Origin of the sequence: Streptomyces sp. NPDC051214, assembly GCF_040682375.1 — a bacterium.
Classification (GTDB): Bacteria; Actinomycetota; Actinomycetes; order Streptomycetales; family Streptomycetaceae; genus Streptomyces.
On sequence record NZ_JBFBAT010000018.1, the window covers coordinates 101,043 to 127,595 of the forward strand.

Below are 26,553 nucleotides of genomic sequence, written 5' to 3' on the forward strand. Positions count from 1 at the left end.
CAGGAGGTGCCCGGGTCTCCCCGCCGGAAGGCTGGGGCGCATGAGACAGGCTCTGCGCACCGCCGCCATCCTCGCCGCCCTCCCGTACCTCACCCTGAAGCTCGCGTGGATCGCGGGAAGCCACATCGGCATCCCCGAGGGCAGCAGCCTCCTCGATCACCGCACCACCATGCTCTTCGCCAACGGCCTCACCCTGCTGATGGACGCGAGCGTCATCGTCCTCGCGCTCCTCCTGACCCGCCCCTGGGGCCTGCGCACCCCCGCCTGGCTCCTCGCGTTCCCCATGTGGGCCGCCACCGGCCTGCTCGCGCCGATCATGGCCGGGTTCCCGCTCCAGCTCCTGGTCAAGGCGCTCGGCGGCAGCGTCAACAGCCCCTCACAGGGCGGCGGCGACGAAGGCGCCTTCCTCCACGAGTGGGTCTTCGGCGTGGTCTACGGCGGCTTCATGCTCCAAGGCCTCGCCCTCGGCGCCCTCTTCGTGCTCTACGCACGCGACCGCTGGGGCCACGTGTGGCGGGGCCTCGTCCGGGATCTGCCCCGCACGTCCGTCCGCCGGAGCGCTCCCCGGGGTGTCGCCCTCGCTGCCGCCCTCCTCGCCCTCGCGCCCCTGGTCATGCACCTTCTCTGGGTCACCGGGTCCACGGCCGGCCTCAGCGAGGCGCGGATCGACGAGCGTACGACCGACTTCTACGTCCTCGAGGCGATGGACATGATCTACCTCGGCTCCGCGGTCGCCGGCGCTCTGCTCCTCACCTTCCGGCGGGCCCCCGCACTGCCCGTCAAGGTGCCGCTCGCCCTGGCCTGGCTCGGCTCGGGCGCGGTCGCCTGCTGGGGCGGCTGGCTGCTGTTCGCCTCGGTCCTGGGCGAGGAGCACATCGCCCGGCAGCCGACGGCGGCGATGCTCCTGACCTACTCTGTCCAGATGATCGTCGGGGCGCTGGTCGCCACCCTCGGGGTGGCCTTCTTCAAGGAGCGGGCGGGCACGGCCGTCCGTGCCCCGCGGCAACCGGCGTGAGAACACGCGCGGCAGCCCTCCCGGCCCTGTTCGGGCGGCGGACGCGGCGCCGGTGGATCCATCTGATCCTCGGCGGCGCGCTCGCCATGCCGTACGTCTTCGTGGGCTCCGTCGCGGTCGGACCGCTGCTCGGCGAGGACAACGTGTTCGGCTCGCTCACCTCCCAACTCACCGCGTTCGCCGTGGGGTTGCCGCTCGCCGCGATCACCGCGCTCTTCCCGCTCACCCGGCCCATGTCGGTGGCCGCGGTGCGCGCGCTGTGCGACGTGCCGGGCGACGCGCTCGCCGACGGTCCCGCACGGTCCCGGCAGGCGCGCGCACGCACCGCCGCGTGGTTCACGCTGCACCTCGGGTTCGGCGGGGTCATCAGCGGGATGTCCCTCGCCCTGCCGCCGTTCGCGGCGGTGCTGATCGCGCTGCCGTTCGCCGCGGTACTGCGGGACAGCCGGATCGGGATGCCCGAAGTCTTCGGCGAGAGCTGGATGCTGGCGCTCGCCCCGGTCATCGGGGTCCTCTCCCTCATCGCGCTCGCCGGGTGCGCGGCGGCGGCCGGGAGCCTCCTCGCGCGCTGGGCGCCCGAACTCCTCGGCCCCTCGCCCGCCGACCGGCTCGCGGCGGCCGAGCAGCGCGCCGCGGACCTCGCCGTACGCAATCGCCTCGCCCGGGAGCTGCACGACTCGGTGGGCCACGCCCTGAGCGCGGTCACGCTCCAGGCGAGCGCCGCCCGCAGGGTCCTGGACCGTGACCCGGAGTTCGTCCGCGAGGCGCTTGCCGCCATCGAGGAGACGACCCGGCGCACCGTGGGCGAACTCGACGCGGTTCTGGGGGTGTTGCGCGAGGGCGGCGGTGACCGGACGAGCCCGACCGCCCCCGCCCCGACGCTCTCGGCCGACCTCGACGGCCTCCTCAAGCGCACCCGCGCGGGCGGCCTGCGGGTGAAGGCCACCGTCGATCTCGGCCCCGGAGGACCGGACGCCCTGCCCGCGATGGTGTCCCGCGAGGCGTACCGCATCGTCCAGGAGGCCCTGAGCAACGCACTGCGGCACGCGGGCCCCGACGCCCCGGTAACCCTCCGGATCGCCCTTGACGGCATCGACCTGGAGATCCTCGCGGAGAACCCGCTGCCCCACGGCGCCCCCGCCTCCCGTCCGGGCGGCGGCCACGGCCTGCGCGGCATCACCGATCGCGCCCGGCTCCTGGGCGGCACCGCCGATGCGGGGCCGGTGGAGGGCGGCTGGCGGCTGAACGTACGACTCCCCTTGAAAGGACCCGCATGACCGAGACGTCAGTCGGCCCGATCCGCGTCGTGCTCGCCGACGACGAACGCATGGTGCGCACCGCCCTGCGCGTCATCCTCTCCGCCGAGCCCGACCTGGAGGTCGTCGGCGAGGCGGCGAGCGGCGCCGAGGCGGTGTCCGTCGTGCGCGAGCTGCGGCCCGACGTGGTGCTCATGGACGTACGCATGCCGGAGATCGACGGCATCCGGGCCACGGAGCAGATCCTGTGCACGCAGACCGAGCCGCCGCGCATCGTGGTCGTGACGACCTTCGAGAACGACTCCTACGTGTACGAGGCGCTGCGGGCCGGGGCCTCCGGGTTCCTGCTGAAGCGGGCCGACGCGGACTCGCTCGTGCAGGCGGTGCGCCTTGTCGCGCGCAGCGACTCGCTGCTGTTCCCCGCAGCGGTGCGCGCCCTGGCCGCCGAGCACGCGCGCGCGAAGCCCGCGCCGCCGGCCTGGGTGGGCAGGCTGACGGGGCGCGAGAGCGAGGTGCTGCGGCTGATGGCCGCGGGCCTGACCAACGCGGAGATCGCCGGGCGGATGGGCGTGGGCCCGGCGACGGTGAAGACGCACGTGGCCTCGGTGCTCGCCAAGACGGGTGCGCGGGACCGCACGCAGGCCGTGATCGCGGCGTACGAGGCGGGCTTCATGAACACCGACTGAGGCCCCGGCCGTGACACCCCCGCAGTATGAGGAATCTCTAAGAAACCCGGCAGAACGGAACGAATACGTCCGCGCCGCTCGTCCTTTTACGGGATGAACAAGACGATCAGGCATGCCTCGGTCTTCACGCTGCTGCTCGTCGTCGCCCTCCTGGTGCGGGCGACGTGGGTGCAGTTCTACGACTCGAAGGCTCTCGCGGACGACAAGCTGAACCGGCGCAACGCGATCGAGCAGTACGCGAACCCGCTGGGCGACATCATCGTGGGCGGTGCGGCCGTCACCGGCTCCGAGCGGACGAAGGGCGGCGACCTCAAGTACAAGCGCACATACAAGGACGGTGACCTGTACTCGTCCGTCACGGGCTACAGCTCGCAGGTGTACGGGGCCACGCAGCTGGAGGGCATCTACAAGGACGTCCTGGACGGCACCGACAACCGGCTGAAGAACCCGCTGGACACCGTGACGAACAAGCGCGCCGACCCGGGTGACGTGGTCACGACGATCGACCCGGCGGTGCAGAAGGCCGCGTACAAGTCGCTCGGCGACAAGAAGGGCGCGGCCGTCGCCGTCGACCCGAAGACGGGCAAGATCCTCGGCATGGTGTCGACGCCCTCGTACGACCCCTCGGACATCAGCGGCTCCACGGACTCCAAGGAGTGGCAGGCGCTCCTGAAGGACGAGGACAAGCCGATGGTCAACCGCGCGCTGCGGCAGCCGCTGCCGCCCGGTTCGACGTTCAAGCTGGTCGTCGCGGCGGCCGCCCTGGAGGACGGGCTCTACGGCTCGGCGGACACCAGGACCGACAGCCCGAACCCGTACACGCTGCCGGGCACGCGCACGGTCCTGAAGAACGAGAGCGCGAGCGCGCCCTGCGAGAACGCGACGATCCGTACGGCGCTGCAGTACTCGTGCAACAACGTCTTCGCGAAGATGGCCGTCGACCTGGGCCAGGACAAGGTCAAGTCGATGGCCGAGAAGATGGGCTTCAACACCGACAAGCTGGACGTGCCGGTGCGCGCCTCCGAGAGCGTGTATCCGTCCGACATGGACAAGGCCCAGACGGCGCTGACCGGCATCGGCCAGTTCGACGTCACGGCGACTCCGCTGCAGATGTCGATGGTCTCGGGGGCGATCGCCAACGGCGGCGAACTGGTCTCGCCGCACATGGTGTCCCAGATCACCGACTCGAACGGCGACGTGCTCGACTCGTTCGACGACGCGGATTCCGAGCGCGTGATGAGCCAGAGCACGGCGAGCCAGCTGCAGTCGGCGATGGAGACGGTCGTCGAGAAGGGCACGGGCACGAACGCGCAGATCAGCGGCGCGGACGTGGGCGGCAAGACGGGCACGGCCCAGCACGGCGAGAACAACAGCAAGACGCCGTACGCCTGGTTCACCTCGTACGCCAAGGGCAGCGACGGCAAGGAGGTCGCGGTGGCGGTCATCGTCGAGTCCTCGGACGCGGCACGGTCGGAGGTCAGCGGCAACGGCCTGGCGGCGCCGATCGCGAAGGCGATGATGTCGGCGGCGCTGAAATCTTGACCGGAGTGCCCGCTGTGGCCGCTGTGGCCGCTGTGGCCGCTGTGGCCGCGGGGTGCCGATACGAGAGACGGCACCCCGCGGGGTCAGCGGCGCGAGCGCCAGACCTGCCGGCTCCACAGGGCGGCCAGGGGGATCAGGGCTCCCGCAAGAAGCCCACCGACGAAGCCGAGCCCCGAGTCGGTGTCACCGTCGTTCATGGCAACGGCCGATCCCGCCACGACGACGACAACGACCATCGCGGCCACCAGGAGGTAGAACTTGCGGCTCAAAAAGTTCCGCCGCCCCGGCGCAGGCGGCGGCGACCCCACCTCCGCCCCCGGCCCGAGGCTCGCAGCCAGCGGCCGTTTGAACCACGCGTAGACGATCCAGTTCCCGCAGGCCTCCCAGCCGTCGGGAGCGAGCCGCTCGTCAAGGCCTTCGCGCCCCCGCGTGACCAGCTCGCGGCGGTACTCCCAGCGCTGCGGCCGCTCCAGGTCGCGGTGGCTGACGAAGCGCCCGAGCGCGTCGACCCGCTCGACCTCCCACCCCTCGTCGCCGAAGCGGTTCAGCAACTCCTCGTCGACGTACGTGTCGGCGGTCCACCGCCACGTCTCGACGTGCGCCTCGGGGGTGCCGGGCCGCTCGCCCCCCGCCGGTGCCAGCTCGCGGGCGAACGCGTCGACCGGGCCGAACTCGGCCTCCGGGTCGGCCCCGTCCGACTCGTCCAGGTGCGCGCCGAGATCGGCGACGGTGGCCTCGATGCGGTCGGCGGGCAGCCCGTGCTCCCGCAGCCGGTCGGCGAGGTCGAGGAGATAGCTGTCGCGCACGTAGCCCTCGTTCATCGCACACCCGCCTTCGCCAGGACCTCGCGTACGGAGCCGTCGAAGGCGAGCCACAGGCCGCCCTGCTCGCCGAGCGTGGCGCGCCCGGCGTCCGTCAGGGAGTAGTAGCGCCGGCCGGGCCCCTTCTCGGTGGCCCGGAACTCGGCGGCGACCAGGCCCGCCTCTTCGAGGCGGTTGAGCACGGGGTAGAGCGTGCCGCCCTTGATCTGGCCGAAGCCGGCGGCGCCGAGCAGCTTGGCGATCTCGTATCCGTAGCTCTCGCCGTCGGTGAGGCTTGCGAGCACGAGCAGATCGAGCACGCCCTTGAACCAGCTGGCCCGGCGGTCGGCCTTCGCGCCGCCGGAGGCGGGTGCGGTCATGGTCAGCTGCCCTTCGGGGTCGGCGCGTACGTCGGAACGGAGCCGATCGGCTCCGGCTCGGGGTGCGTCAAGTCCCGTACGGAGAGGGCGATGTGGACGGCGACGGGCAGCAACAGGCTGCCGGTCGACACGTAGAGTCCGGCGAACAGTGCCCCGACGACGCCGAAGGCGATGAAGCCGCTGCGGCCCTGGTAGAGGCCGGCGAGGGCGTACACGAGCGCCGAAAGTGCCGCTGCCACATAGAGGTTGAGGTCGAGGACGCCGACGGCGAAGGCGATCAGGAGTCCGCGGTAGACGAGTTCGGCGCAGATGCCGTCGGTCACGGCGACGGCGATCGCGAGGCGGCGTTCCTTGGCCGTGCGCGGCAGCATCGCCTGGATGGAGGCGAGCCCCGGCACGTTCCTGCCGCCCGCGGCGAGGGCACGCATCTTGCGTCCGGAGACCACCGTGACCGCCCCCATCGTGACGATGACGACGACCGTGGTGACCGGCGAATCGGGCGCCACGATGCCGAGGTCGGAGGCGGCCATGGCCGGCGAGAACAGCAGGACCGCAGCGGCGGCCGCGGCGAGGACCCACCAGAAGACGAGGACGAAGGTGAAGTAGCCGACGAGGGCGCGTGGTTCGGTGTCGCGGCGGCGGGCGAGCGAGCCGTAGAGACGGCGGCCGAGCCAGGGCTCACCGAACAGCAGATAGGCGCCGAGCGCGGCGGTGATGACCGTGGAAACGGCCGAGAACTCCGGCGAGAGCGAGGCGGTCATGGTGGGGTCCCCCTTCCCGAAGGGGCCGCGCGGCGCGTGCCGCACGGCCCCATGAGCTTGTGAGCTACCTAGACCGTAGAGCGACCTAGTCAGGAATGCAACCTATCTAGTGATGCCGAGGCGGCAGCTGCGGGGCGGGACCACCGCGACTACGTGGGCTACCCCACGAAATACGTCGGGTTCGGCAGTTTGTACGTCTTGTCCGCGTATCCGCCCGCGAGGTCGGAGACCTGGTCGCCGAAGCTGCCGACGATGTTGTAGCCGGTCGACTCGATGTGCTTGCGGGTCCCTTCCTTGAACTGCACGGTGGTGCACTCCCACTTGGCGGGCGTGGCGCAGTCGCTCAGGTAGGCGGGCGGGGCCGTCTTGTTCTTGGTGAAGACGTGGGTGGTGTCGAGCTGCGTGTCGTACCCGGCCCTGGCGAGGTTCGCGACGGCACCCTCGCGCTGCGACTCGCTCAGGCCGGTGAGGAAGAAGACCTCGACGCCCTTGCTCTTGGCGTACGTGACGAGTTCGGGCATGCCGAAGACCGCGGGGCGCTTGGCCGCCTTCACGTACGCGTCCCACGTGGCGCTGTTGTAGGTGTAGTTGGTGCGCTTCTCGTAGTCGAAGCTGAGCAGCGAGGTGTCGTCGACGTCGAGGACGATCGCGGGCTTCCTGGCCTTGCCGTGCTCACCGGGCTTCTTGCCGTGCGCGGCGGCCTTGCGGATGTCCTTCTTCGCCTTCGCCTGGATGCGTGCCAGATCCTTGGCGTACGGACTGTCGGGCGAGGAGCGCCAGACGCCGTCGGCATCCTCGTACGCACCGTAGTAGGCGTCGATCTCACCGACGAGCAGGCCGATGTTCTGGGGTTCGGCGGTGTGCCGCGCCGAGGCGTTGTCGGCGGTGGCCGCGCCGGTGCCGTACAGCGCGGCGCCGGCGACGGCACAGGCGGTGGCGATGCCGGCCACCCGAAGGGACTTGCGCATAGGACGATTTCTCCGGATCAGGGTCAGGTTTCGTGCGGGCGGGTGCGTGTGTCATGTGTGTGTTCAGGCAGGTCAAAGCCTGTCTACGCGCACTGTCTACGCGCATCACACGCCACCCCGCGAGACCCTTTACCCGATCAATACCTGATCCGGGGAAAAGCCAGGGGGCCTGGGGCCTGGGGCCTGAGGCCTGGGAGGTCACGTTCCGGGCGTCCACCCCGGGTCGCGGCCGCTGAGACCGATGACGCGGTCGAGGAGAGGGGCATCGTCCGGAACCGGGACCGGGGGCCCGAAGGGGGTGTCCTCGGAGACGTCGCCCTCCTGGGGCGTGAGCAGCTCCAGTGCCACCGCGAGGCTCGCCTCGTCAGCTGCGTACGTCTGGCCCGTCGCACGCGCCAAGTCCCACCCATGCACCACGAGTTCATCCATGGCCACGGCCCCGGCGACGGCACCCGGCAGATCGATGCCGCCCGCCCTCGTCATGCCCTCGTACGCGGCCGGGTCGCGCCACGCCTCCACCAGCTCGTCGAGCAGCTTCGGCAGCTCGGCGCGCCAGCCGGGGCCGAGGTCGGGAAGGGAGTCCCCCGGGTTCTGGTCGAGCTGCGGTCCCAGGTCCTTGCGCCCGGCGTCCCGGAACGCGCCCGTGAGACCGACCAAATGGCCCAGCAAATGGCGTACTTGATACTCCGGACAAGGGGTGGGCCCCGAGAGCTGTTCGTCGCTGATGCCCTCCGCGACGGCGGCCACCAGGCGGGCCTGCCGCTCGAAGTCGACGATCTTCGTCATGAATCCTCCTGAATCCCGGCGGCCCTTCCCAGGGGACCTGGACCGCTGCTCTGCCCTGTAGACCGTCCGAGCCCCCGGAACTCATCGGCGAGCACCCGCCAGACATACGAACGGGGGCCACATCTACCGCACCTGCCCTATGCCGGGCCGGGGCCCTTAGAACCACCATCACCTGCCATGACATCCACGATCACGCGGGTCCTGCGCAACCGCGACGCGAGCCTCTGCCTGGGCGCGGTGCTGGTCTCCGGCTTCGGAAGCTCCGCGATGTGGCTGGTCTCCGGGATCTGGGTCAAGGAGCTGACCGGCTCGGACGGCCTGGCCGCCCTCTGCACCTTCGCCCTCTGGGCCCCGGCCCTGATCGGCCCGCTCCTGGGCACGGTCGCCGACCGCACCCGCCGCAGACCCCTGCTCATCGCCACGAACCTCGCTCTGGGCGCCCTGCTGACGTCACTGGTGTTCGTCGACTCCACGGGCACCCTGTGGGTCCTCTACGCGGTGCTCCTCCTGTACGGGGCGTGCGGCGCCGTCACCGACGCGGCGGAGGCGGCGCTGGTGACGGCGGCGGTCGGCAAGAAGCTGACCGGGGACTTCAACGGCCTGCAGATGGCGGCGAACGAGGGCACGAAGCTGATCGCGCCGCTCGCCGGGGCGGGCCTGTTCGCAGCCTACGGAGGCGCCCGGGTGGCACTCCTCGACGCGGCGACCTTCGTGCTGGCGGCGGGGATGTTCACACTGCTGCGCATACGCGAGGACGCCCCCAAGCCCGACTCGCAGACCTGGCGGGCACAGACCGCGGAAGGGGCACGCTACTTGTGGGCCCACCCGCGGCTGCGCCCCCTCGTCGTAGCGGGCGGCCTGACGATGCTGACCTCGGGGATCAGCGGGGCGTCGCTCTACGCGGTCGTGGAGGGAATCGGCCACTCCCCCGCATACACCGGCGTGCTGTACGTGGTGCAGGGCGCCGGTTCGGTCGTGGCGGGCGTCGCCTCAGGGGCGTTGATGCGACGCTTCGGGGCGCGCCGGTTCGGCGGGGCGGGCATCGCACTGACCGCACTCGCCGCGGCCCTGCACGCGCTTCCGTACGACGCGACGGCCCTGGCAGGCAGCCTCACGAACGGCCTCGGCCTGCCCTGCGTGCTCATCGCGGGCATGACGACGGTGCAACGCGAGACACCACAAGCACTCCTGGGCCGCACGGCGGCAACCGCGAACACGCTGATGTTCACCCCGACCGCGCTGGGAATCGCAGCGGGCGCGGCTCTCGTGGAGACGACCGACTACCGCGCCCTACTGACAACCCTGGCAGGAGCCCGCCTACTACTGGCCGCGCCCCTGCTCATGCCCGCCCCGCGGCGGGCTACTTCACATCGGCCCAGCGCTTGACGTGCCCGATGGCCTCCGCGAGCTGGGCGGGCGGCAGCTTCTCGATGGCGTTGCCGTGGTGAGCGCCGGGTGCGACATAGCGGTACGAGTCTCGCTTGCCGGGCGTGAACTTCTCCGCGCTCCACGGGTCGTTCTCGGCATAGATGAAGAGCATCCGCTCACCCTTGGTCTTCACCCAGCGGTCGACGTCGGCGACGGTCCTACCCTCGTAGGTTCCGCCGCGCATGGCGGCGGGGAGCGAGGCGTCGGGATGCCGCAGGCCCGGGTACCGGCGCAGACCGTCGAGGTGGCTCAGCTTCAGATGCGCCCAGCCCAGTTGCGTGGCGGCTTGTCGGTCGTGGGGGCCGCCGCTGTGGGTTCCGAGGACCTCGTCCTGGAACATGCCCATGCCATTCTTCCTGGACCAGGAGTACAGCTCGTCGTCCGTGGCCCTCTTCGCGTCAGGCACGGTCGGACACTTGTCGACTCCACCGCTCTGCCAGAAGCCCCAGACCTGTTCGAGCACGCCGCGCTCGTATGCGCGGTCCGCGGTGCCGAGGTTCTCCTCGAACGTGGCGCCTTCCTTCTTCGCCTCCGCCTCGAACTGGGGGAGCAGAGTGTCCCGCCGCAGGAGCATCTCGCGCTGCACGGCGTTCAGGGCGTTGCGGCACTCGCGCGTCCCCACGGTTTTGAAGAAGCGCTCGTAGGCGGCGTCCTCCTTGTTGTCGGCGTCGTTCGGCGCGACGACCGCGACGACCCCGTCCAGGTCGTCGGGGTAGTAGCGCTCGTGGTACGTCGCCGTCATACCGCCCTTGCTGGCGCCGACACCGATCCACCTCCCCTTCTCGATGCCGCGCAGCGCCTGGGTCAGCCGGTGTTCGTCGGCCGCCTCCTGCTGGACGGTGAGCTTCGACCAGTCGTCGCCCGCGGGTCCGGAGGGGCGCGACTTCTCGAAGTAGCGGTGCTCCACGCTCACTTGGTTGGCGTCGAGGATGTCGGTGAGCGGTGTGACGTCGGAGAAGAGGTCGTAGCCCGGGGTGAAGAAGACCGTCGGCTTGTCCGTGGCCTTGTGCCAGAGGGTGAGGCGCTGGGTGAAGGTCCCCGCGTCCGGGTGGCGATGGTCGACGGGCTGGGCGTAGGTGAGTGCGTACTGGGGGTACCCCCGCACGTCCTGCACGCCGGTGACCGTCATGCCCGGAATGCTCTCCAGACGTTCACGGAAGTCCTCGGCCTGGCCCCCCGCCACACCGGCGGATGTCCGCGCCGCCGCGGGCGCGGCCCCGGCCAGCACGGCCGAACCCGCCAGCAGGCCTGCGCACAACAGCGCGGTCGCCCCTCTGACGCCGTCGATCCCCTTGTTTCGCACTCGCCCCAACCCCCTCTGTAAGACCACTACTTCACATCGGCCCAGCGCTTGATCGTAGCGATGGCCTCGGCCTGGTCCGTGGCCGGGAGTTTGGCGATGGTGGCGCCGTGGTTGGAGGCGGGGGCCTCGTAGCGGTAGGAGTCGCGGTGGCTGGGGGTGAACTTTTCCGCGCTCCACGGGTCGTTCTCGCCGTAGATGAACATCATCCGCTGGCCGCGGGTCTTCACCCAGCGGTCGACGTCGGCGATGGTCCTGTTGTTGTACGTGCCGCGCATCGACTCGGGCAGGACCGAGTTGGGCTGGTAGATGTCCGGGTAGCGGCGGACGTCCCTGAGGTGCTTGAACTTCAGGTCGGCCCAGCCGAGTTGGGTGGCGGCCTGGCGGTAGTAGGGGCCCGTACCGTTCGTGCCGAGGGTCTCGTCCTGGTAGACGCTGAAGCCGTGCTTCTTCGACCAGTCGTAGAGCTCGTCGTCGGTGGCCTTCTTGGCGTCGGGCACGGTCGGGCAGTTGTCGACGGTGCCGCTCTGCCAGAAGTTCCACACCTGGTCGAGGACCGCGAACTCGTAGGCGCGGTCGGTGGTGCCCAGTGTCTCCTCGAAGGTGTCGCCCGCGGCCTTCGCGTCCGCCTCGAACTTCGGGAGCAGTGCGTCACGGCGCACGAGCATCTCGCGCTGCACGGCGTTGAGCGCGGTGCGGCACTCGGCCGTGCCGACCGTCCGGAAGAAGTGCTCGTAGCCGCTGTCGTCCCTGTTGTCGGCGTCGTTCGGGGCCACGAAGGCGACGACCGCGTCCAGGTCGTCGGGGTAGAAGCGCTCGTGGTACGTCGCCGTCATGCCGCCCTTGCTCGCGCCCGTGCCGAGCCACTTGCCCTTCTCGATGCCGCGAAGGGCCTGGGTGAGGCGGTGCTCGTCGGCGGCCTCCTGCTGGACGGTGAGCTTGGACCAGTCGGAGCCGGCCGCGCCCGAGGGGCGGGACTGCTCGAAGTAGCGGTGCTCGACGCTGACCTGGTTGGCGTCGATCAGCTTGGTGAGGGCGGTGGTGTTCGAGGCGAGGGTGTAGCCGCCGGTGTAGAGGACGGTCGGCTTGTCCGTGGCCTTGTGCCAGAGCGTGGCGCGCTGGGTGAACGTGCCGGCGCGGGGATTGCCGTGGTCGACGGGCTGCGTGTAGGTGAGCGTGTAGAAGGGGTGGCCCTCCCGGTCGGCCACGGAGACGACCTTCATGCCGGGGATCTTCTCCAACCGCTCCCGGATGTCCGCCTTCCCGGCCGCCGCCGGACTCGCGTCGCCCTGCGCGGCCGCGGGCACCGCCCCGCCGAGCACGGCCGCGCCCGCCATGAATCCGGCGCAGACCAGCGCGGATATCCCCTTGTTGCGCACCTTGTCTCCTCGTACTGGAGCGAAATGGTTGCGCGGATGGTAACCGCTTCCACTCGCGGTGCGACAGAGGTTATGGGAGGCGCGCCAGGGCCGTCGTCACACGGGCCAGATCCGCGTCTGACGCCAACCCGGCGTGGTAGAGACGCAGTTCGTCCGCGCCCAGCGCGGCCGCGTGCTCGGCGTCGGCGGCGAGGGTGGCGGGGCTGCCGCCCATGCCGGACACGACGGTGAGGTTCGCGGCGAGGGTGGTGCGAGCGGTGCGGTGCGTGTCGAAGGGCGTCAGAGCCTGGGCGCCGCCCGTGCAGGGCACGACCACGCCGTCGGCCACGGAGAGGATGTGCCCGGGGTCGACCCCGGCGTTGGCGCCGCAGTGGTATGCCACGGGGTCGGCGTGCAGCAGCACTTGGAACCCGTCGGGGGCGGCGGCACGCACGGCCGCGATCGCCGCCTCCTGAAGCGTGCGGGCGGTTTCCTCGCGCCACGCGCGCGTGGCGGCCGCCGTCTCCGCGCCCAGGAGCTTCTCCACCGCCTCCCAGCCCCCGGCAGGCTCCTCGCCGCGCCACACGGGCTCCAGGGCACGGCGCACGCCCGCCGCCAACTCGTCGGGGGCGAGGCCCCGCCCGGCGTACCCCGCACGGCAGTCCGCGCAGAAGCACAGGGACATCAGGTACTGCCCGGCCTCCCCGAGCGGCACTCCCGCGATCTTGTCGTGGGCGTGCAGATGCGCGAGGCCGTACCAGCCGAGGGACTCCAGCTCGGTGCCGCGCGCGCCGGGCCGGGCAGCGGCCTCGGCGGCGAGATCGACGAGGTACGCGCGCGTGGCGGGCTGCGCGATGCAGGGCGCCCAGGGGTAATGGTCCCCGTAGGCGTTGACGACGGAGGTGTCCGGATGTTCGGCGCCCATACGGGAGTTGTGGGCGAGGACGACCCAGGTGTGCACGTCGAGCCCGGCGGCCGCCAGGGCTTCGGCGGCCTCTGCGTAGGCATCGCCCGGGGCCCAGCTCCCGGCCGCGTACGGGTGCAGCGCGCGCCCCTGCCACCGGTCGCCCGGCTCGTACAGCACCGCCGCGTGCTCGGCGGTGACGATGCGGTGGCGCGGGTGGCGGGGGGTGAGCGCGCGGGTGGAGTGGTAGGCGGAGGCGAGGGTGGCCTGCTGGACGCCGAGACCGGCGACGCGCGCGGGCGCCGCGGGGTCGCCGACGACGTCCCAGGGGTACAGGAAGGCGGAGGTCCTCACGCGCTCTCCTCCTGGAGCAGGGCGCGCCCGCGCTCGGTCAGCTCGGCGAGGCGCTTGATGTGCTCGTCGGCGGGTTCGTGCAGCGGCGACCGCACCCCGCCGACGTCGAGCCCGGCCAGGCGTACGCCCGCCTTGACGAGGGAGACGGCGTACCCCCTGCCTTCGGCGCGCAGCTCCACGAAGGGGCGGTAGAAGCCGTCGATGAGGCGGTTCACGGTGGCGTCGCCCTCGGCGGTCCGGGCGTTGAAGGCCCGGTGGAAGGCGAGCGCGATGTCGGGCGCGAAGCAGAAGACGGCCGACGAGTAGAGCGACACGCCGATGCCGCGGTAGGCGAGGCCGGTCAGCTCGGCGGTGGGCAGGCCGTTGAAGTAGAGGAACCCCTCCGGGACTTCCGTGCGCACGGCGCTGACGATGCGCTGCATCAGATCCATGTCGCCGAGGCCGTCCTTGAACCCGATGATGCCCTCGGTGCGGGCGAGTCCGACCACCGTCTCCGGGGTGAACACGGCGTTGTCGCGCTGGTAGACGATGACTTCGAGGGAGGTGGCCGCGGCCAGTTCGGCGTAGTGCCGGAGCAGGCCCTCCTGCCCGGCCACGATGAGATAGGGAGGCATCGCGAGGAGCCCGTCGGCACCCGCCTCCTCGGCGAGCTGCGCGTACCTGACGGCGAGCGCGGTGCCGTAGCCCGCGCCCGCGACCACCGGCACGCGGCCCGCCGTCTCCTCGACGGCGGCGGCGACGCACGCCCGGAACTCCTCGGGCGTCAGGGCGTGGAACTCACCCGTGCCGCAGCAGGCGAACACGGCCGCCGCACCCGCCTCGACGCCCGCGCGCACATGGGCGCGAAAGACGTCGAGGTCGACGGAGCCGTCCGGCGCGTAGGCGGTGACCGGGAAGAACAGCGGCCCGCTGGGGATGTCGAGTCGAGCGGCGAGGGGTGCTGACGTCACGGGCTCTCCCTTAGCGTGCACGTATTCTGATCCACGTTTCTGATTCACGTCCATATTTCTGAACAGCACCACGCTAAGGTGCTCGCCGATCCCCGGTCAAGCGCCAAGGTCGGCGAGAGAACCGCGATTTGAGAGCGATTCGCGAGCGGATCACTCGCCTCCGTTCGACACTTGACGCGGTGAACCGTCGATCTCTAGCGTGTCCACAGATGTGAATGCTGTACGTACACATACACAGGAGACTCCCTCATGCCCGCTCCCCGCACCGTCCTGCTCACCGGCGCCGCCGGCGGCCTCGGCACCCTGATGCGGGGGCTGCTCCCGGCCCACGGCCACGACCTGCGGCTGCTCGACGTGCGGCCCGTCGAGGGCGAGCCGGACGCGATCACGGCGGACCTCGCCGACAAGAAGGCGCTGCGGGAGGCCGTACGGGGTGTCGACGCGGTCATCCATCTCGCGGGCATCTCCCTGGAGTCCTCCTTCGACAAGATCCTGCGGGCGAACATCGAGGGGACGTACAACCTCTACGAGGCGGCGCGTGAAGAGGGCGTCCGCCGGATCGTCTTCGCCTCGTCGAACCACGCGGTGGGGTTCACGCCGCGGCCCGTCGGCGACGACCCGCTGATCGCGGTGGACACGCCGCGCCGCCCCGACACGTTCTACGGCCTTTCGAAGTCCTTCGGCGAGGATCTCGCCCAGTTCTACTGGGACAAGCACGGCATGGAGACCGTCTCGGTACGGATCGGCTCGTGCTTCCCGGAGCCGACGAGCGTGCGGATGCTGTCGGTGTGGATGAGCCCCGAGGACGGCGCCCGGCTCTTCCACGCGGCGCTGACCGCTCCCTCGGTGGGGCACACGGTGGTGTACGGCTCCTCCGCCAACACGCGGCTGTGGTGGGACCTTTCGTCGGCGCGTGCGCTGGGCTACTCGCCGGAGGACGACTCCGAGCGGTACGCGGCGAAGCTGGTCGCGGAGCAGGGGGAGTTGGATCCCTCAAACCCGGACCACGCGAACCTGGGGGGCCACTTCTGCACGAACCCTCCGGTGTGGCCGTACTGAAGGAATTAGTCCCCAACCCCACCCCTTCCCGAAAACCCGCTGCGCGAGGGCGTCCTCAAACGCCGGACGGCTGAAGATCCAGCCCGTCCGGCGTTTGAGGACGAACTCGGCGAAGCCGGTGATGAGGTCCGCCAAGGCCCCCGCGCCAGAGCGGGTTTTCGGGAAGGGGTGGGGTTGGGGAAAAGACGCCCCCGAACCCCCAAGCGGGCAGCGAACGGGCACCTCCGCCCCCCGAACGGGCACCCCCAAAGCCCGAACCGGAGGCCAGAGCGCTGCGAAACGGGCACAGCCGGGCACCATCACCCCCGCTCCGAGCCTGTTCACACACCCCGCCCGGCTGTAGAACTTTCCCCCAGGGCCCGAACGGGCACAGCGAGGGAAGGAGGCGGCCATGACCGCGGAAGAGCGCCAGCGGAAAATCGTCCGGGCCGCGAGGACCTCCGGCTCCGTGGACGTCACCGCCCTCGCCACCGAACTGGGCGTCGCCAAGGAGACCGTCCGCCGTGACCTCCGCGCCCTGGAGGACCACGGCCTGGTCCGCCGCACCCACGGCGGCGCCTACCCCGTGGAGAGCGCCGGTTTCGAGACGACCCTCGCCTTCCGCACCACCATGCACGTCCCGGAGAAGCGAAGGATCGCCACCGCCGCCGCCGACCTCCTCGGCGACGCCGAAACCGTCTTCGTGGACGAGGGCTTCACCCCGCAGCTCATCGCCGAGGCACTCCCCGAGGCCGCCAAGGGCCGCCCGCTGACCGTGGTCACCGCCTCCCTGGCCACCGCGGGCGCCCTCGCCGAGGCCGACAACATGTCCGTGCTGCTCCTCGGCGGACGTGTCCGCCCCGGCACCCTCGCGACCGTCGACCACTGGACGACGCGCATGCTGGCCGGGTTCGTGATCGACCTCGCCTACATCGGTGCCAACGGCATCTCCCGCGAGCACGGCCTGACCACGCCCGACCCCGCGGTCAGCGAGGTCAAGACGCAGGCCATCCGCGCGTCACGGCGCACCGTGTTCGCGGGCGTGCACACCAAGTTCGGGGCGACGAGCTTCTGCCGGTTCGGGCACGTCGGCGAGCTGGAGGCGATCGTCACGAGCACGCAGTTGCCCGCCTCCGAGGCACATCGCTACTCGCTCCAGGGCCCCCAGGTCATCCGCGTCTGACGCCCACCCGCTCACCCCTCCCTCCCCCACCTTTCGTGATCCCGCACGCCCGAATCCACCCCGACGCACCCCCATCCACCCCATAAGTCCCCATAAGTCCAGGAGCATTCATGCGAACCCAGAGCCGACGGAGGCCGCGCGCACTCGCCGCGGCAGCCGCAGGGACGCTGCTTGCCCCGCTGCTCTCCGGCTGCTGGGCCGGGGCGGGCGGGACCGGTTCAGGCGGCGACTCCATCAACGTACTGATGGTGAACAACCCGCAGATGGTCGAACTGCAGAAGCTCACCGCAGCCCACTTCACCAAGGAAACGGGCATCAAGGTGAACTTCACGGTCCTGCCCGAGAACGACGTCCGCGACAAGATCAGCCAGGACTTCGCCAACCAGGCCGGCCAGTACGACGTCGCCACGCTCTCCAACTACGAGATCCCGATCTACGCCAAGAACGACTGGCTGCACGAGCTCGGCTCGTACACCCGCAAGGACACGGCGTACGACGAGAAGGACGTGCTGCCGTCGATGCGCCAGTCCCTCACCGGGGACGACGGCAAGCTCTACGGACAGCCCTTCTACGGGGAGTCGTCCTTCCTGATGTACCGCAAGGACGTCTTCAAGAAGGCCGGTCTCACCATGCCGAAGAAGCCCACCTGGCAGGAGGTGGGCAAGCTCGCGGCCGAGGTGGACGGCGCCGAGTCCGGGATGAAGGGCATCTGTCTGCGCGGACTCCCGGGCTGGGGCGAGCTGATCGCGCCCCTGACGACGGTGGTGAACACCTTCGGAGGGACGTGGTTCGACCAGGGATGGAAGGCGCGCCTCGACTCCCCCGAGTTCAAGAAGGCGACCCAGTTCTACGTGGACCTCGTCCGCGAGCACGGCGAGTCCGGGGCCGCCCAGTCCGGCTACGCCGAGTGCCTGAACAACCTCACCCAGGGCAAGACCGCCATGTGGTACGACGCCACGGCCGCCGCCGGGTCGCTCGAGTCCGCCAAGTCCCCGGTCAAGGGCAAGATCGGCTACGTACCGGCGCCCGTGGAGAAGACCGAGAGCTCCGGGTGGCTCTACACCTGGGCCTGGGGCCTGCAGAAGGCGTCGCGTAACCCGGACAAGGCCTGGAAGTTCGTCTCCTGGGCGTCCAGCAAGGAGTACGAGGAACTGGTCGGCGAGAAGATCGGCTGGTCCAACGTTCCCGCGGGCAAGCGCGCCTCCACGTACGACAACCCCGAGTACCGCGAGGAAGCCGCCGCCTTCCAGGACGTCACCCATGCCGCCATCGAGGGCGCGAAACCGCGTGACCCGGGCGTGCAGCCCCGGCCCGCGCCCGGCATCCAGTTCGTCGGCATCCCCGAGTTCACCGACCTCGGCACGAAGGTCTCCCAGGAGATCAGCGCGGCCATCGCCGGACGCCAGTCCGTCGAATCGGCCCTCAAGAAGTCACAGAAGCTCGCCGAGAAGATCGCCGAGGAGTACGAGGGACGATGACCGCCACCGCGAGTACCTCCGCCGTCGCGCCCACGAAGGCGCGCGTGTCCCCGTCCGGGAAGCCGGGAGGCAGGCTGCGCGCCTGGGCCACCAGGGCCCCGCTCCTGCCCGCCCTGATCTTCATGGTCGTCGTCACCCAGCTGCCGTTCGTGGCCACGCTGGTGATCTCCTTCTTCGACTGGAACGCCCTCTACCCCGACGCCCGCAGCTTCGCCGGGCTCGACAACTACTCCGAGGTCCTCACCGACCCCGACCTGCGCAAGTCCGTCCTGACGACCATCGTGCTCACGGCCACCGTGGTCCTCGCGAGCCTCGTCATCGGGCTCGGCCTCGCCCTGCTCCTGGACCGGAAGTTCCGAGGGCGCGGTGTGGTGCGTACGTTGCTCATCGCGCCGTTCCTGCTGGTGCCGGTGGCCGCCGCGCTGCTGTGGAAGCACGTGCTCTACAACCCCGAGTACGGCCTCTTCAACGGCCTGCTGCACTGGGTCGGCGGTGACGGCGCGGCGCAGCCCGACTGGGTGTCCAACACCCCGCTGATCGCCATCGAGGCCTCCCTGATCTGGCAGTGGACGCCGTTCATGATGCTGATCCTGCTCGCCGGGCTGCAGAGTCGCGACAGTGAGCTCATCGAGGCGGCCCGGATGGACGGCGCGGGCAACTGGCAGGTGTTCCGGTATCTGACGCTGCCGCATCTGCGCCGCTATCTGGAGCTGGGGGCGCTGCTCGGCTCGATCTACATCGTGCAGAACTTCGACGCCGTCTTCACGATCACCTCGGGCGGTCTGGGCACGGCCAACCTGCCCTACACCGTCTACCAGAGCTTCTACCAGGCCCACGAGAACGGCCTGGCGTCCGCCGCCGGTGTCCTCGTCGTCATCGGCTCCATCATCATCGCGACCTTCGCGCTGCGGGTCGTCTCGTCCCTGTTCCGTGAGGAGGCGTCCCGCTCATGAGCACCGTCGCGACGCAGACACGTACCCGGCCACAGCCGCCGTCACAGCCCGGGAGCCGCTTCCGCATCCGGGGCTCCGCGGGCCTCGGCCTCGCCGCCTGGCTGGCCGGCATCCTGTTCTTCCTGCCCATCGCCTGGATGACGCTGACCTCCTTCCACTCGGAGGAGGACGCGGCGACCAATCCGCCCTCGGTCGCCGCCTCCCTCACCCTGGACGGCTACCGCGAGTTCTTCGGCTCGGGCGGCGGCGCGAGCCCCTGGCCCGCGCTCATCAACTCGACGGTCGCCTCGGTGGCCTCGACCCTCCTGGTGCTGATCCTGGCGCTGCCCGCCGCGTACGCGCTCTCCATCAGGCCGGTGAAGAAGTGGACGGACGTCCTGTTCTTCTTCCTCTCCACGAAGATGCTGCCGGTCGTGGCGGGCCTCCTGCCGATCTACCTGTTCGCCAAGAACGCCGAGATGCTCGACAACATCTGGCTGCTCGTCATCCTCTACACGTCGATGAACCTGCCGATCGCGGTGTGGATGATGCAGTCCTTCCTCGCCGAGGTGCCGGTCGCGATCATCGAGGCCGCGCAGATCGACGGGGCACGGCTGCCCACCATCCTCACGCGCGTGGTGGCCCCCATCGCGCTGCCGGGCATCGCCGCGACCTCCCTGATCTGCTTCATCTTCAGCTGGAACGAACTCCTCTTCGCGCGGGTCCTGACGGGCGTCGTCGCCCAGACCGCGCCCGTGTTCCTGACCGGCTTCATCACCAGCCAGGGCCTGTTCCTGGCGAAGGTGTGCGCCGCGTCGCTCGTGATCTCCCTGCCGGTGCTCGCCGCGGGGTTCGCCGCCCAGGACAAGCTGGTCCAGGGCCTGTCGTTGGGAGCCGTCAAGTGAAGGCCGCCATCATCGAGTCCGTCGGCAAGGCCGTCGTCGGCGAGGTGCCCGACCCCACCCCGGGGCCGCGCGAGGTCGTCGTCGAGGTCGCCGCGTGCGGTCTGTGCGGAACCGATCTGCACATCCTGCAGGGCGAGTTCGCGCCCACGCTGCCGGTGGTGCCGGGGCACGAGTTCGCCGGGGAGGTGGTGGGGCTCGGCCGTGAGGTCACGGAGCTCGCGGTCGGCGACCGGGTCGCCGTCGATCCCTCGCTGTACTGCCACGAGTGCCGCTACTGCCGCACCGGCCACAACAACCTCTGCGAGCGCTGGGCCGCGATCGGCGTCACCACCGCGGGCGGCGCGGCCCAGTACGCGGTCGCGCCCGTCGCCAACTGCGTGCGGCTCCCCGAGCACGTACGCACCCAGGACGCGGCCCTCATCGAGCCGCTGTCCTGCGCGGTGCGCGGCTACGACGTGCTGCGCGCCCGCCTCGGCGCCCATGTCCTGATCTACGGCTCCGGGACGATGGGCCTGATGATGCTGGAACTCGCCAAGCGGACGGGCGCGGCGAGCGTGGACATCGTGGACCTCAACCCCGACCGCCTCGCCACGGCCCGGCAGCTGGGCGTCTCGGGGTCGGCCGCGGGCGCGGACGAGCTCGAGCGGCCGCAGGGCTGGGACATCGTGGTCGACGCCACGGGCAACGCGAACGCGATCCAGGACGGCATCGGGCGCGTCGCCAAGGCCGGGACGTTCCTGCAGTTCGGCGTCGCCGACTACGCGACGCGGGTCAGCATCGACCCGTACCGCATCTACAACCAGGAGATCACCATCACCGGGTCGATGGCGGTGCTGCACAGCTATGAGCGGGCGGCGGAGCTGTTCGCCGGGGGTGTGCTCGACCCGGACGTCTTCATCAGCGACCGGCTCCCCCTGGACACCTACCCGCAGGCGCTGGAACGGTTCGCCTCGGGTGTGGGACGGAAGATCGTGGTGGTGCCCTAGGGACGCCCGCGGGGGCGGAGAGAGAAACTTCCGCGGGTAAGGGAACGGCAAAGCCGGGACGTTCGTTACCCCGGACATGACCGCTATGACACCCGGCTCGAACATCCCTCTCTCCGCCACCCGCGTGGCGGTTGACGTCGCCGCTCCGGTGCGGCTCGACGTGTCGGGCCTGCTGCTCACCGCCGACGGCAAGGTGCGCTCCGACGACGACTTCATCTTCTTCAACCAGCCCTCGGGCCCCGGTGTGACCTATCAGTCGGGTGGCGGCACCACACCCGACAAGATCACGGTGGACACCAGCGCCGTGCCCGCCGGCATCGAGAAGATCGTCGTCACCGCGAGCCCGGACGCGGCGGGCCAGTCCTTCCAGGGCATCGAGCCCACGGCCACCATCCGCAACGCGGACGACGGAACCGTCCTCGCCTCGTTCACGCCCCCGCAGCTCGGCGGCGAGACCGCCCTGGTGATCGTCGAGGTCTATCTGCGCAACGGCGCCTGGAAGGCGCGCGCCGTCGGCCAGGGGTACTCGAACGGCCTGGCGGGCATCGCGACGGACTTCGGTGTCTCGGTCGAGGAGCCCGCCGCCCCGGCCGCTCCGGCGCCCGCCGCCCCGATGGCGCCCCCGTCGGGCGCCCCGGTCCAGGGCCCGCCCCCGCCCGTCGCGGACCCCCGCGTCGCCGCGCCCGCCGCCCCCGCCGCTCCCCCGGCGCCCGCTCCCGGCGCCGGGAAGATCAACCTGGACAAGGGCCGGGTCAGCCTCCAGAAGAACCAGACCGTGTCCCTGGTCAAGGGCGGCAAGCCGCTCCTCTCGCAGGTCAAGATGGGCCTCGGCTGGGAGCCCGCGTTCCGCGGCAAGGACATCGACCTGGACGCCTCCGTCATCGCGTACGGCCCGCAGCGCAACCACGTGGACAGCTGCTACTTCGGCAAGCTGTCGATCGTGAACGGCGCGATCAAGCACTCCGGCGACAACCTCACGGGCGAGGGCGGCGGTGACGACGAGGTGATCGTCGTGGACCTCGGCCGGCTGCCGCAGGACGTGACGGGTCTCGTCTTCACGGTGAACTCGTTCTCGGGCCAGAAGTTCACGCAGGTCGCCAAGGCGTACTGCCGCCTGCTCGACGCGGCGACGGGCGAGGAGCTGGTCCGCTTCGACCTCACGAACGCCGAGGCGCAGACGGGCGTCATGATGGCCAAGCTGATCAAGCAGTTCACCGGCGAGTGGGAAATGACCGCCATGGGTGACTTCGTCAAGTCACGCACCGTACGCGGAATGGTGAAGCCCGCGGCACAGGCGCTGTAGCCGCCGCGCGTCCTCAGGCGGCCTTCGAGGGGCCGCCGGCGGACGCGAGAGGCCGCTGAGGGCAAGCACAGGGGCGGCCGGCGGGAAGGGATGAACCTTCCCCGTCGGCCGCCCCTTGTCGTACGTGGGGACGCGCGCGCAGGCGTACGTCAGATCAGAGCTTGGCCAGCTTGGGATAGGGGCTCAGGAACCTTCCCTGGCGGCCTGCGAAGTCGATGACCACTGCTTCCTCGCCTTCCACTCCGACGATCCGTCCGAGTCCGTACTGATCGTGGGAGACCCGGTCGCCCACGGCGAACTGCTCGATGGGCGGGGCGGGGGGCGGCGGAACGTTGAAAGGGCTGTTCGGCAGGTGGCGTCGGGTACCGGGGGGCCTCGTCATGTTCTGAGTATGCGCCCTCCGGACCCCGCCGCACCATGCTCCGAGCTCACACGGTCCTCACATCGGCATCAAACCGACACACAAATGCAGGTTCCCCGTAGCGGTACGTAGTTGTTCCGTGGCACCACGCGCACGACGCGCACATACGTGCCCCACGGACCCCGACCGGACCTCTGATCCACCAGGCGGACAAACTGAATCAGAACAGTTCACTGTAGGCATTCAGGGCGGGCTGCCCGCCGAGGTGGGCGTACAGGACGGTCGCGTCACGCGCGATCTCTCCCCGGTCCACCAGGTCGATCATCCCGGCCATCGACTTCCCCTCGTACACCGGGTCGGTCACCATGCCCTCCGTACGGGCCGCGAGCCGCATCGCGTCGAGGGTGGCCTCGTCGGGGAGTCCGTAGGTGCCCGCGTGATAGCGCCCGTCCAGCTCGATGTCGGCGTCCTTCACCTCTGCCTGCACGCCGATGAGTTCGGCGGTCCCGCGGGTGATCCTGGCGATCTGTTCGCGGGTACGGCCGGGATCGGCGGAGGCGTCGATGCCGAGGACACGGCGGGGGCGGGCGCCCTCCTCGGCGAGCGCGGCGAAACCGGCGACCATGCCCGCCTGCGTGGACCCGGTCACCGAGCAGACCACGACGGTGTCGAAGAACACCCCCAACTCCTCCTCCTGCTCGGCCACTTCGTACGCCCAGCGCGCGAAACCCAGGCCACCGAGCCGGTGCTCGGAGCAGCCCGCCGGGATCGCGTACGGCTTGCCGCCCGCCTCCTCGACCTCGCGCACCGCCCGCTCCCAGCTCTCCTTGATGCCGATGCCGAACCCGGCACGCACGAGGCGCACATCGGCGCCCGCGAGCCGGCTGACGAGGATGTTGCCGACCTTGTCGTAGCCGGGATCGGGCCAGTCGACCCAGCTCTCCTGGATCAGCACGCACCTGAGTCCGGCGCGGGCGGCGACGGCCGCGACCTGACGGGTGTGGTTGGACTGGACGCCGCCGATCGACACGAGGGTGTCGCAGCCCTGCGCGAGCGCGTCGGCCACCAGGAACTCCAGCTTGCGCGTCTTGTTGCCGCCGTACGCGATCCCGGAGTTGCAGTCCTCCCGCTTGGCCCAGAGCGCGGCGCCGCCGAGGTGGTGGGTGAGGCGGTCCAGGGGGTGAACGGGCGAGGGGCCGAAGAGGAGGGGGTAGCGGGAGTACGAGTCAAGAGGTGTGGACACGTGGGCCTCCGGCCGGCTCAGGGCTTCAGGGGCACCGACCGCCACGACCACCACGAACCGACGACTGGGCCGCCCACATCGCGGCGCTGCGGGCGGCGGGTTCGCCTGCGATGCTAGATGTCAACTCACCACGTGAGCAATGGCCTTGGGCGTACGGCATCGCCGGACTCACGAAGAACCTAGTGGTGCCGGCGTCGCCACGGCCCCGTGATCGCCAGCAGGATGCCGGGGGTCTGGATGCTGGCGTAGAGCGTTGTGCCGTCCGGGGAGAACGTGACGCCGGTGAATTCGCTGTAGGAGGGTTTCTCGGGGGTGCCCGCGTTGAGTTCGTTACGTGCGATGGGGTACGTGCGCCCGCGCTCGGTCGCCCCGAAGAGGTGCTGGACGCCGTCGCCGTCCTCGGCGATGACGAGGCCGCCGTACGGGGAGACGGTGATGTTGTCGGGGCCGTCGAAGGCGCCGTCCTTGGAGGGGTCGGGGTTGACGCCCAGGAGGACCTTCAGCGTGAGGGTGCGGCGCGCGGGGTGGTAGAACCACACCTGCCCGTCGTGCGCCACGGGGCTTTCGTCACGGGCGAACGAGGCGACGATGTAGACACCGCCGTCACCCCACCACATGCCCTCGAGCTTGCGGGCGCGCGTGATGTCGCCGTCGTCGAACTGCTCGCGCACGGGAACCGTGCGGGCGTCGCGGTCCGGGACCTCCACCCAGTCCACGCCGTACACGGTGCCGATCCTGGTGGCGCGGGACAGGTCGTCCACGAAGCGGCCGCCGGAGTCGAAGCACTTGGGCGCCTTCAGGACGCCCGCGTCGTCGGCGAGGGTGCGCAGCTTGCCGCGGCCGTGCTCGAAGCCCTGCGGCGGGGTCCAGCGGTAGAGCAGGCCGTTGGGGCCCGACGCATCCTCGGTGAGGTAGAGGTGGCCGCGTCTGGGGTCCACCACGACGGCCTCGTGGGCGTAGCGGCCGAGGGCCTTGATGGGCTTCGGGGCGCGGTTGGCGCGCCGGTCGTAGGGGTCGACCTCGAAGACGTACCCGTGGTCCTTGGTCATGCCGTTCTGGCCGGCCCGGTCCTCGGTCTCCTCGCAGGTCAGCCAGGTGCCCCAGGGAGTGCTGCCGCCGGCGCAGTTGGTGGCGGTGCCCGCGATGCCCACCCACTCGGCGACATGTCCGCCGCGGCGCACCTCGACGACCGTGCAGCCGCCGGCCGCGGCCGGGTCGTAGACGAGGCCCTCGGTCAGCGGGACCGGGTGCGTCCACCTGGAGCGGGGGCCGCCGAGCTCGTGGTTGTTGACGAGCAGCGTGACGCCGCGCGGGCCCGCGAAGGTGGCCGTGCCGTCGTGGTTGGACGGCGTGAACTCGCCGGTCTCCAGCTTCGTCTTCCCGCTGTGCGTGAGGACGCGGTACGAGAATCCGGCGGGCAGCGCGAGCAGGCCCTTCGGGTCGGGGACGAGGGGCCCGTAGCCGGGGTCGCGGCCGAGCCGGTCGGCCCCGCCCTCCGCCGTCTCCTCGGCGGCGAGCGCGCCCGGGGCGGTGGCGAGCGCGCCGACGCTGCCGGTCAGCGCGACCCCCGCGCCGGTGATCGCGGAGCGTCTGGCGAAGTCCCTGCGGGTGAGCGACATGATGTCTCCTGGGGCGGGTTCCGGCCGGGCTGCTGTCGGCGTCACGTTCCCGCTCACGTATAAACGGCGGTTGAACACCGTCCGACGTCAAGGGGCCTCCTTCCATGAACCTGCCAGGCACCGACCGCCGCGTCCTGATCAGCGGCGCCTCCCGAGGCCTGGGCAGAGCCCTCGCCCGCGCCTTCGCGGCGAACGGCGACCGCGTCGCGGTGCACTACGGCTCGCGCGAGGACGACGCGCGCGCGACGCTCGGCTCGCTCACGGGCGAGGGCCACGTCCTGGTGGGCGGCGACCTGTCGGACCCGGCGGGCGCCGCGGACGTCGCGGGGCGGGCTTCCGAAGCGCTCGGCGGGCTCGACGTGCTGGTCAACAACGCCGCCGTGAATCTGCCGCACCCCCTCGCCGACACGTCGTACGAGGACTGGGCGGCGCTCTGGCGGCGGCATGTGTCGGTGAACCTTCTCGCGACGGCCAACCTCAGTCATCTGGCGGCGCGCCGGATGATCGACCAGGGCACGGGCGGCCGGATCGTGAACATCGGCTCGCGCGGCGCGTTCCGCGGGGAGCCCGACCACCCGGCGTACGGGGCGACCAAGGCGGCCGTGCACGCGCTCGGCCAGTCCCTCGCGGTGTCGCTCGCGCCGTACGGGATCGCGGTGGCGTCGGTGGCCCCCGGGTTCTTCGAGACCGAACGGGTGGCCCACCGGCTGAGCGGCGACGAGGGCGCGGCGATCCGCGCGCAGAGCCCGTTCGGCCGTGCGGGCACGGCGGACGAGATCGCCGCGGCGGTGCTGTGGCTGGCCTCTCCGGTCGCGGAATGGGCATCGGGCACGGTCCTCGACCTGAACGGCGCCTCACATCTGCGTACGTGAGTCGGGTGCTCCCGGGCCCTGAGCCGGCAGTCGGAAGAATCTTCGTAAACAAGGTCAACAGGAGCAGATCACCCGCAAAGCCAAGATTTCGTGCGGAACGCCTTGACCCGCCTCCCACACGGCAATAGACATCCCCTACCTGCAT

Annotated in this window: 25 protein-coding genes; 13 read left to right on the top strand and 12 right to left on the bottom strand. The window is 70.7% G+C overall.

Annotation, left to right across the window (positions count from 1 at the left end; genetic code table 11):
- Positions 1 to 40: 40 nt before the first annotated feature.
- From AB0M70_RS36565 to AB0M70_RS36580, 4 genes are all read left to right on the top strand, one after another.
- Positions 41 to 1,015: a hypothetical protein gene (locus AB0M70_RS36565; protein ID WP_365827162.1), complete on the top strand. Its 975-nt coding sequence runs from the start codon at positions 41 to 43 to the stop codon at positions 1,013 to 1,015.
- Entirely contained in the window at positions 1,012 to 2,292 is a 1,281-nt protein-coding gene (locus AB0M70_RS36570; RefSeq protein WP_365827164.1) for a histidine kinase, read from the top strand. Before AB0M70_RS36565 ends, AB0M70_RS36570 begins: the two co-directional genes overlap by 4 nt.
- Positions 2,289 to 2,957, top strand: a complete 669-nt coding sequence (locus AB0M70_RS36575; protein ID WP_365827166.1) for a response regulator transcription factor — start codon at positions 2,289 to 2,291, stop codon at positions 2,955 to 2,957. Before AB0M70_RS36570 ends, AB0M70_RS36575 begins: the two co-directional genes overlap by 4 nt.
- A gap of 93 nt (positions 2,958 to 3,050) precedes the next feature.
- The gene (locus AB0M70_RS36580) at positions 3,051 to 4,499 is read left to right on the top strand and encodes a penicillin-binding transpeptidase domain-containing protein (RefSeq protein ID WP_365827168.1); all 1,449 of its coding nucleotides are present in this window, start codon (positions 3,051 to 3,053) and stop codon (positions 4,497 to 4,499) included.
- 83 nt (positions 4,500 to 4,582) lie between these two features.
- On the opposite strand, the gene AB0M70_RS36585 is transcribed toward AB0M70_RS36580, so the two are convergent.
- From AB0M70_RS36585 to AB0M70_RS36605, 5 genes are all read right to left on the bottom strand, one after another.
- Positions 4,583 to 5,320 (bottom strand): hypothetical protein, encoded by a 738-nt coding sequence (locus tag AB0M70_RS36585; RefSeq protein ID WP_365827170.1) that lies wholly within the window; start codon positions 5,318 to 5,320, stop codon positions 4,583 to 4,585.
- Positions 5,317 to 5,679 (bottom strand): PadR family transcriptional regulator, encoded by a 363-nt coding sequence (locus AB0M70_RS36590; RefSeq protein WP_365827172.1) that lies wholly within the window; start codon positions 5,677 to 5,679, stop codon positions 5,317 to 5,319. The genes AB0M70_RS36585 and AB0M70_RS36590 overlap by 4 nt, the downstream gene beginning before the upstream one ends.
- Positions 5,680 to 5,681: 2 nt before the next feature.
- Positions 5,682 to 6,440, bottom strand: coding sequence for a CPBP family intramembrane glutamic endopeptidase (locus AB0M70_RS36595; protein ID WP_365827174.1), 759 nt, complete (start codon positions 6,438 to 6,440; stop codon positions 5,682 to 5,684).
- A gap of 158 nt (positions 6,441 to 6,598) precedes the next feature.
- Positions 6,599 to 7,408: an HAD family acid phosphatase gene (locus tag AB0M70_RS36600; protein ID WP_365827176.1), complete on the bottom strand. Its 810-nt coding sequence runs from the start codon at positions 7,406 to 7,408 to the stop codon at positions 6,599 to 6,601.
- 198 nt (positions 7,409 to 7,606) lie between these two features.
- Positions 7,607 to 8,194: a TIGR03086 family metal-binding protein gene (locus AB0M70_RS36605; protein WP_365827178.1), complete on the bottom strand. Its 588-nt coding sequence runs from the start codon at positions 8,192 to 8,194 to the stop codon at positions 7,607 to 7,609.
- Between the two features lie 177 nt (positions 8,195 to 8,371).
- Here AB0M70_RS36605 and AB0M70_RS36610 point away from each other — a divergent pair, with 177 nt between their 5' ends.
- Positions 8,372 to 9,580 (top strand): MFS transporter, encoded by a 1,209-nt coding sequence (locus AB0M70_RS36610; RefSeq protein ID WP_365827180.1) that lies wholly within the window; start codon positions 8,372 to 8,374, stop codon positions 9,578 to 9,580.
- Here the strand turns inward: AB0M70_RS36610 and AB0M70_RS36615 are convergent.
- The 4 genes from AB0M70_RS36615 to AB0M70_RS36630 all read right to left on the bottom strand — a co-directional run bounded on the left by AB0M70_RS36615 (position 9,555) and on the right by AB0M70_RS36630 (position 14,488).
- Positions 9,555 to 10,925 (bottom strand): S28 family serine protease, encoded by a 1,371-nt coding sequence (locus AB0M70_RS36615; RefSeq protein ID WP_365827182.1) that lies wholly within the window; start codon positions 10,923 to 10,925, stop codon positions 9,555 to 9,557. The two genes, AB0M70_RS36610 and AB0M70_RS36615, sit on opposite strands and share 26 nt — an antisense overlap.
- Before the next feature lie 26 nt (positions 10,926 to 10,951).
- A complete protein-coding gene (locus AB0M70_RS36620) occupies positions 10,952 to 12,301 on the bottom strand; it encodes a S28 family serine protease (protein WP_365827184.1) in 1,350 nt (449 codons plus the stop codon).
- Positions 12,302 to 12,371: 70 nt separating this feature from the next.
- Entirely contained in the window at positions 12,372 to 13,538 is a 1,167-nt protein-coding gene (locus tag AB0M70_RS36625; protein WP_365827186.1) for a hypothetical protein, read from the bottom strand.
- The gene (locus AB0M70_RS36630) at positions 13,535 to 14,488 is read right to left on the bottom strand and encodes a 5-dehydro-4-deoxyglucarate dehydratase (RefSeq protein ID WP_365827188.1); all 954 of its coding nucleotides are present in this window, start codon (positions 14,486 to 14,488) and stop codon (positions 13,535 to 13,537) included. Before AB0M70_RS36630 ends, AB0M70_RS36625 begins: the two co-directional genes overlap by 4 nt.
- Positions 14,489 to 14,737: 249 nt before the next feature.
- On the opposite strand from AB0M70_RS36630, the gene AB0M70_RS36635 reads away from it, so the two are divergent.
- The 7 genes from AB0M70_RS36635 to AB0M70_RS36665 all read left to right on the top strand — a co-directional run bounded on the left by AB0M70_RS36635 (position 14,738) and on the right by AB0M70_RS36665 (position 22,313).
- Positions 14,738 to 15,547, top strand: a complete 810-nt coding sequence (locus AB0M70_RS36635) for an NAD(P)-dependent oxidoreductase (RefSeq protein WP_365827190.1) — start codon at positions 14,738 to 14,740, stop codon at positions 15,545 to 15,547.
- A gap of 391 nt (positions 15,548 to 15,938) precedes the next feature.
- Entirely contained in the window at positions 15,939 to 16,709 is a 771-nt protein-coding gene (locus tag AB0M70_RS36640; RefSeq protein ID WP_365827192.1) for a DeoR/GlpR family DNA-binding transcription regulator, read from the top strand.
- A gap of 110 nt (positions 16,710 to 16,819) precedes the next feature.
- Positions 16,820 to 18,187, top strand: a complete 1,368-nt coding sequence (locus AB0M70_RS36645) for a sugar ABC transporter substrate-binding protein (RefSeq protein WP_365827194.1) — start codon at positions 16,820 to 16,822, stop codon at positions 18,185 to 18,187.
- Positions 18,184 to 19,140: a sugar ABC transporter permease gene (locus AB0M70_RS36650; protein WP_365827196.1), complete on the top strand. Its 957-nt coding sequence runs from the start codon at positions 18,184 to 18,186 to the stop codon at positions 19,138 to 19,140. Before AB0M70_RS36645 ends, AB0M70_RS36650 begins: the two co-directional genes overlap by 4 nt.
- On the top strand, positions 19,137 to 20,024 hold the full coding sequence (locus tag AB0M70_RS36655; protein ID WP_365827198.1) for a carbohydrate ABC transporter permease: 888 nt from the start codon (positions 19,137 to 19,139) through the stop codon (positions 20,022 to 20,024). The genes AB0M70_RS36650 and AB0M70_RS36655 overlap by 4 nt, the downstream gene beginning before the upstream one ends.
- Positions 20,021 to 21,010 (top strand): zinc-dependent alcohol dehydrogenase family protein, encoded by a 990-nt coding sequence (locus AB0M70_RS36660; RefSeq protein ID WP_365827200.1) that lies wholly within the window; start codon positions 20,021 to 20,023, stop codon positions 21,008 to 21,010. The genes AB0M70_RS36655 and AB0M70_RS36660 overlap by 4 nt, the downstream gene beginning before the upstream one ends.
- Before the next feature lie 85 nt (positions 21,011 to 21,095).
- Complete coding sequence (locus tag AB0M70_RS36665; RefSeq protein ID WP_365827333.1) at positions 21,096 to 22,313, top strand: TerD family protein; 1,218 nt, start codon at positions 21,096 to 21,098, stop codon at positions 22,311 to 22,313.
- Positions 22,314 to 22,467: 154 nt separating this feature from the next.
- Here the strand turns inward: AB0M70_RS36665 and AB0M70_RS36670 are convergent, their stop codons facing one another.
- From AB0M70_RS36670 to AB0M70_RS36680, 3 genes are all read right to left on the bottom strand, one after another.
- Complete coding sequence (locus AB0M70_RS36670; RefSeq protein ID WP_135329399.1) at positions 22,468 to 22,695, bottom strand: CarD family transcriptional regulator; 228 nt, start codon at positions 22,693 to 22,695, stop codon at positions 22,468 to 22,470.
- Between the two features lie 199 nt (positions 22,696 to 22,894).
- Positions 22,895 to 23,917, bottom strand: coding sequence for a 1-aminocyclopropane-1-carboxylate deaminase (locus AB0M70_RS36675; protein ID WP_365827202.1), 1,023 nt, complete (start codon positions 23,915 to 23,917; stop codon positions 22,895 to 22,897).
- A gap of 179 nt (positions 23,918 to 24,096) precedes the next feature.
- Positions 24,097 to 25,536 carry an alkaline phosphatase PhoX gene (locus AB0M70_RS36680; protein ID WP_365827204.1) on the bottom strand — a complete coding sequence of 480 codons (1,440 nt, stop codon included), beginning with the start codon at positions 25,534 to 25,536 and terminating at the stop codon, positions 24,097 to 24,099.
- A 104-nt stretch (positions 25,537 to 25,640) separates the two neighbouring features.
- On the opposite strand from AB0M70_RS36680, the gene AB0M70_RS36685 reads away from it, so the two are divergent.
- Entirely contained in the window at positions 25,641 to 26,408 is a 768-nt protein-coding gene (locus AB0M70_RS36685; protein ID WP_365827206.1) for an SDR family oxidoreductase, read from the top strand.
- Positions 26,409 to 26,553: the final 145 nt, after the last annotated feature.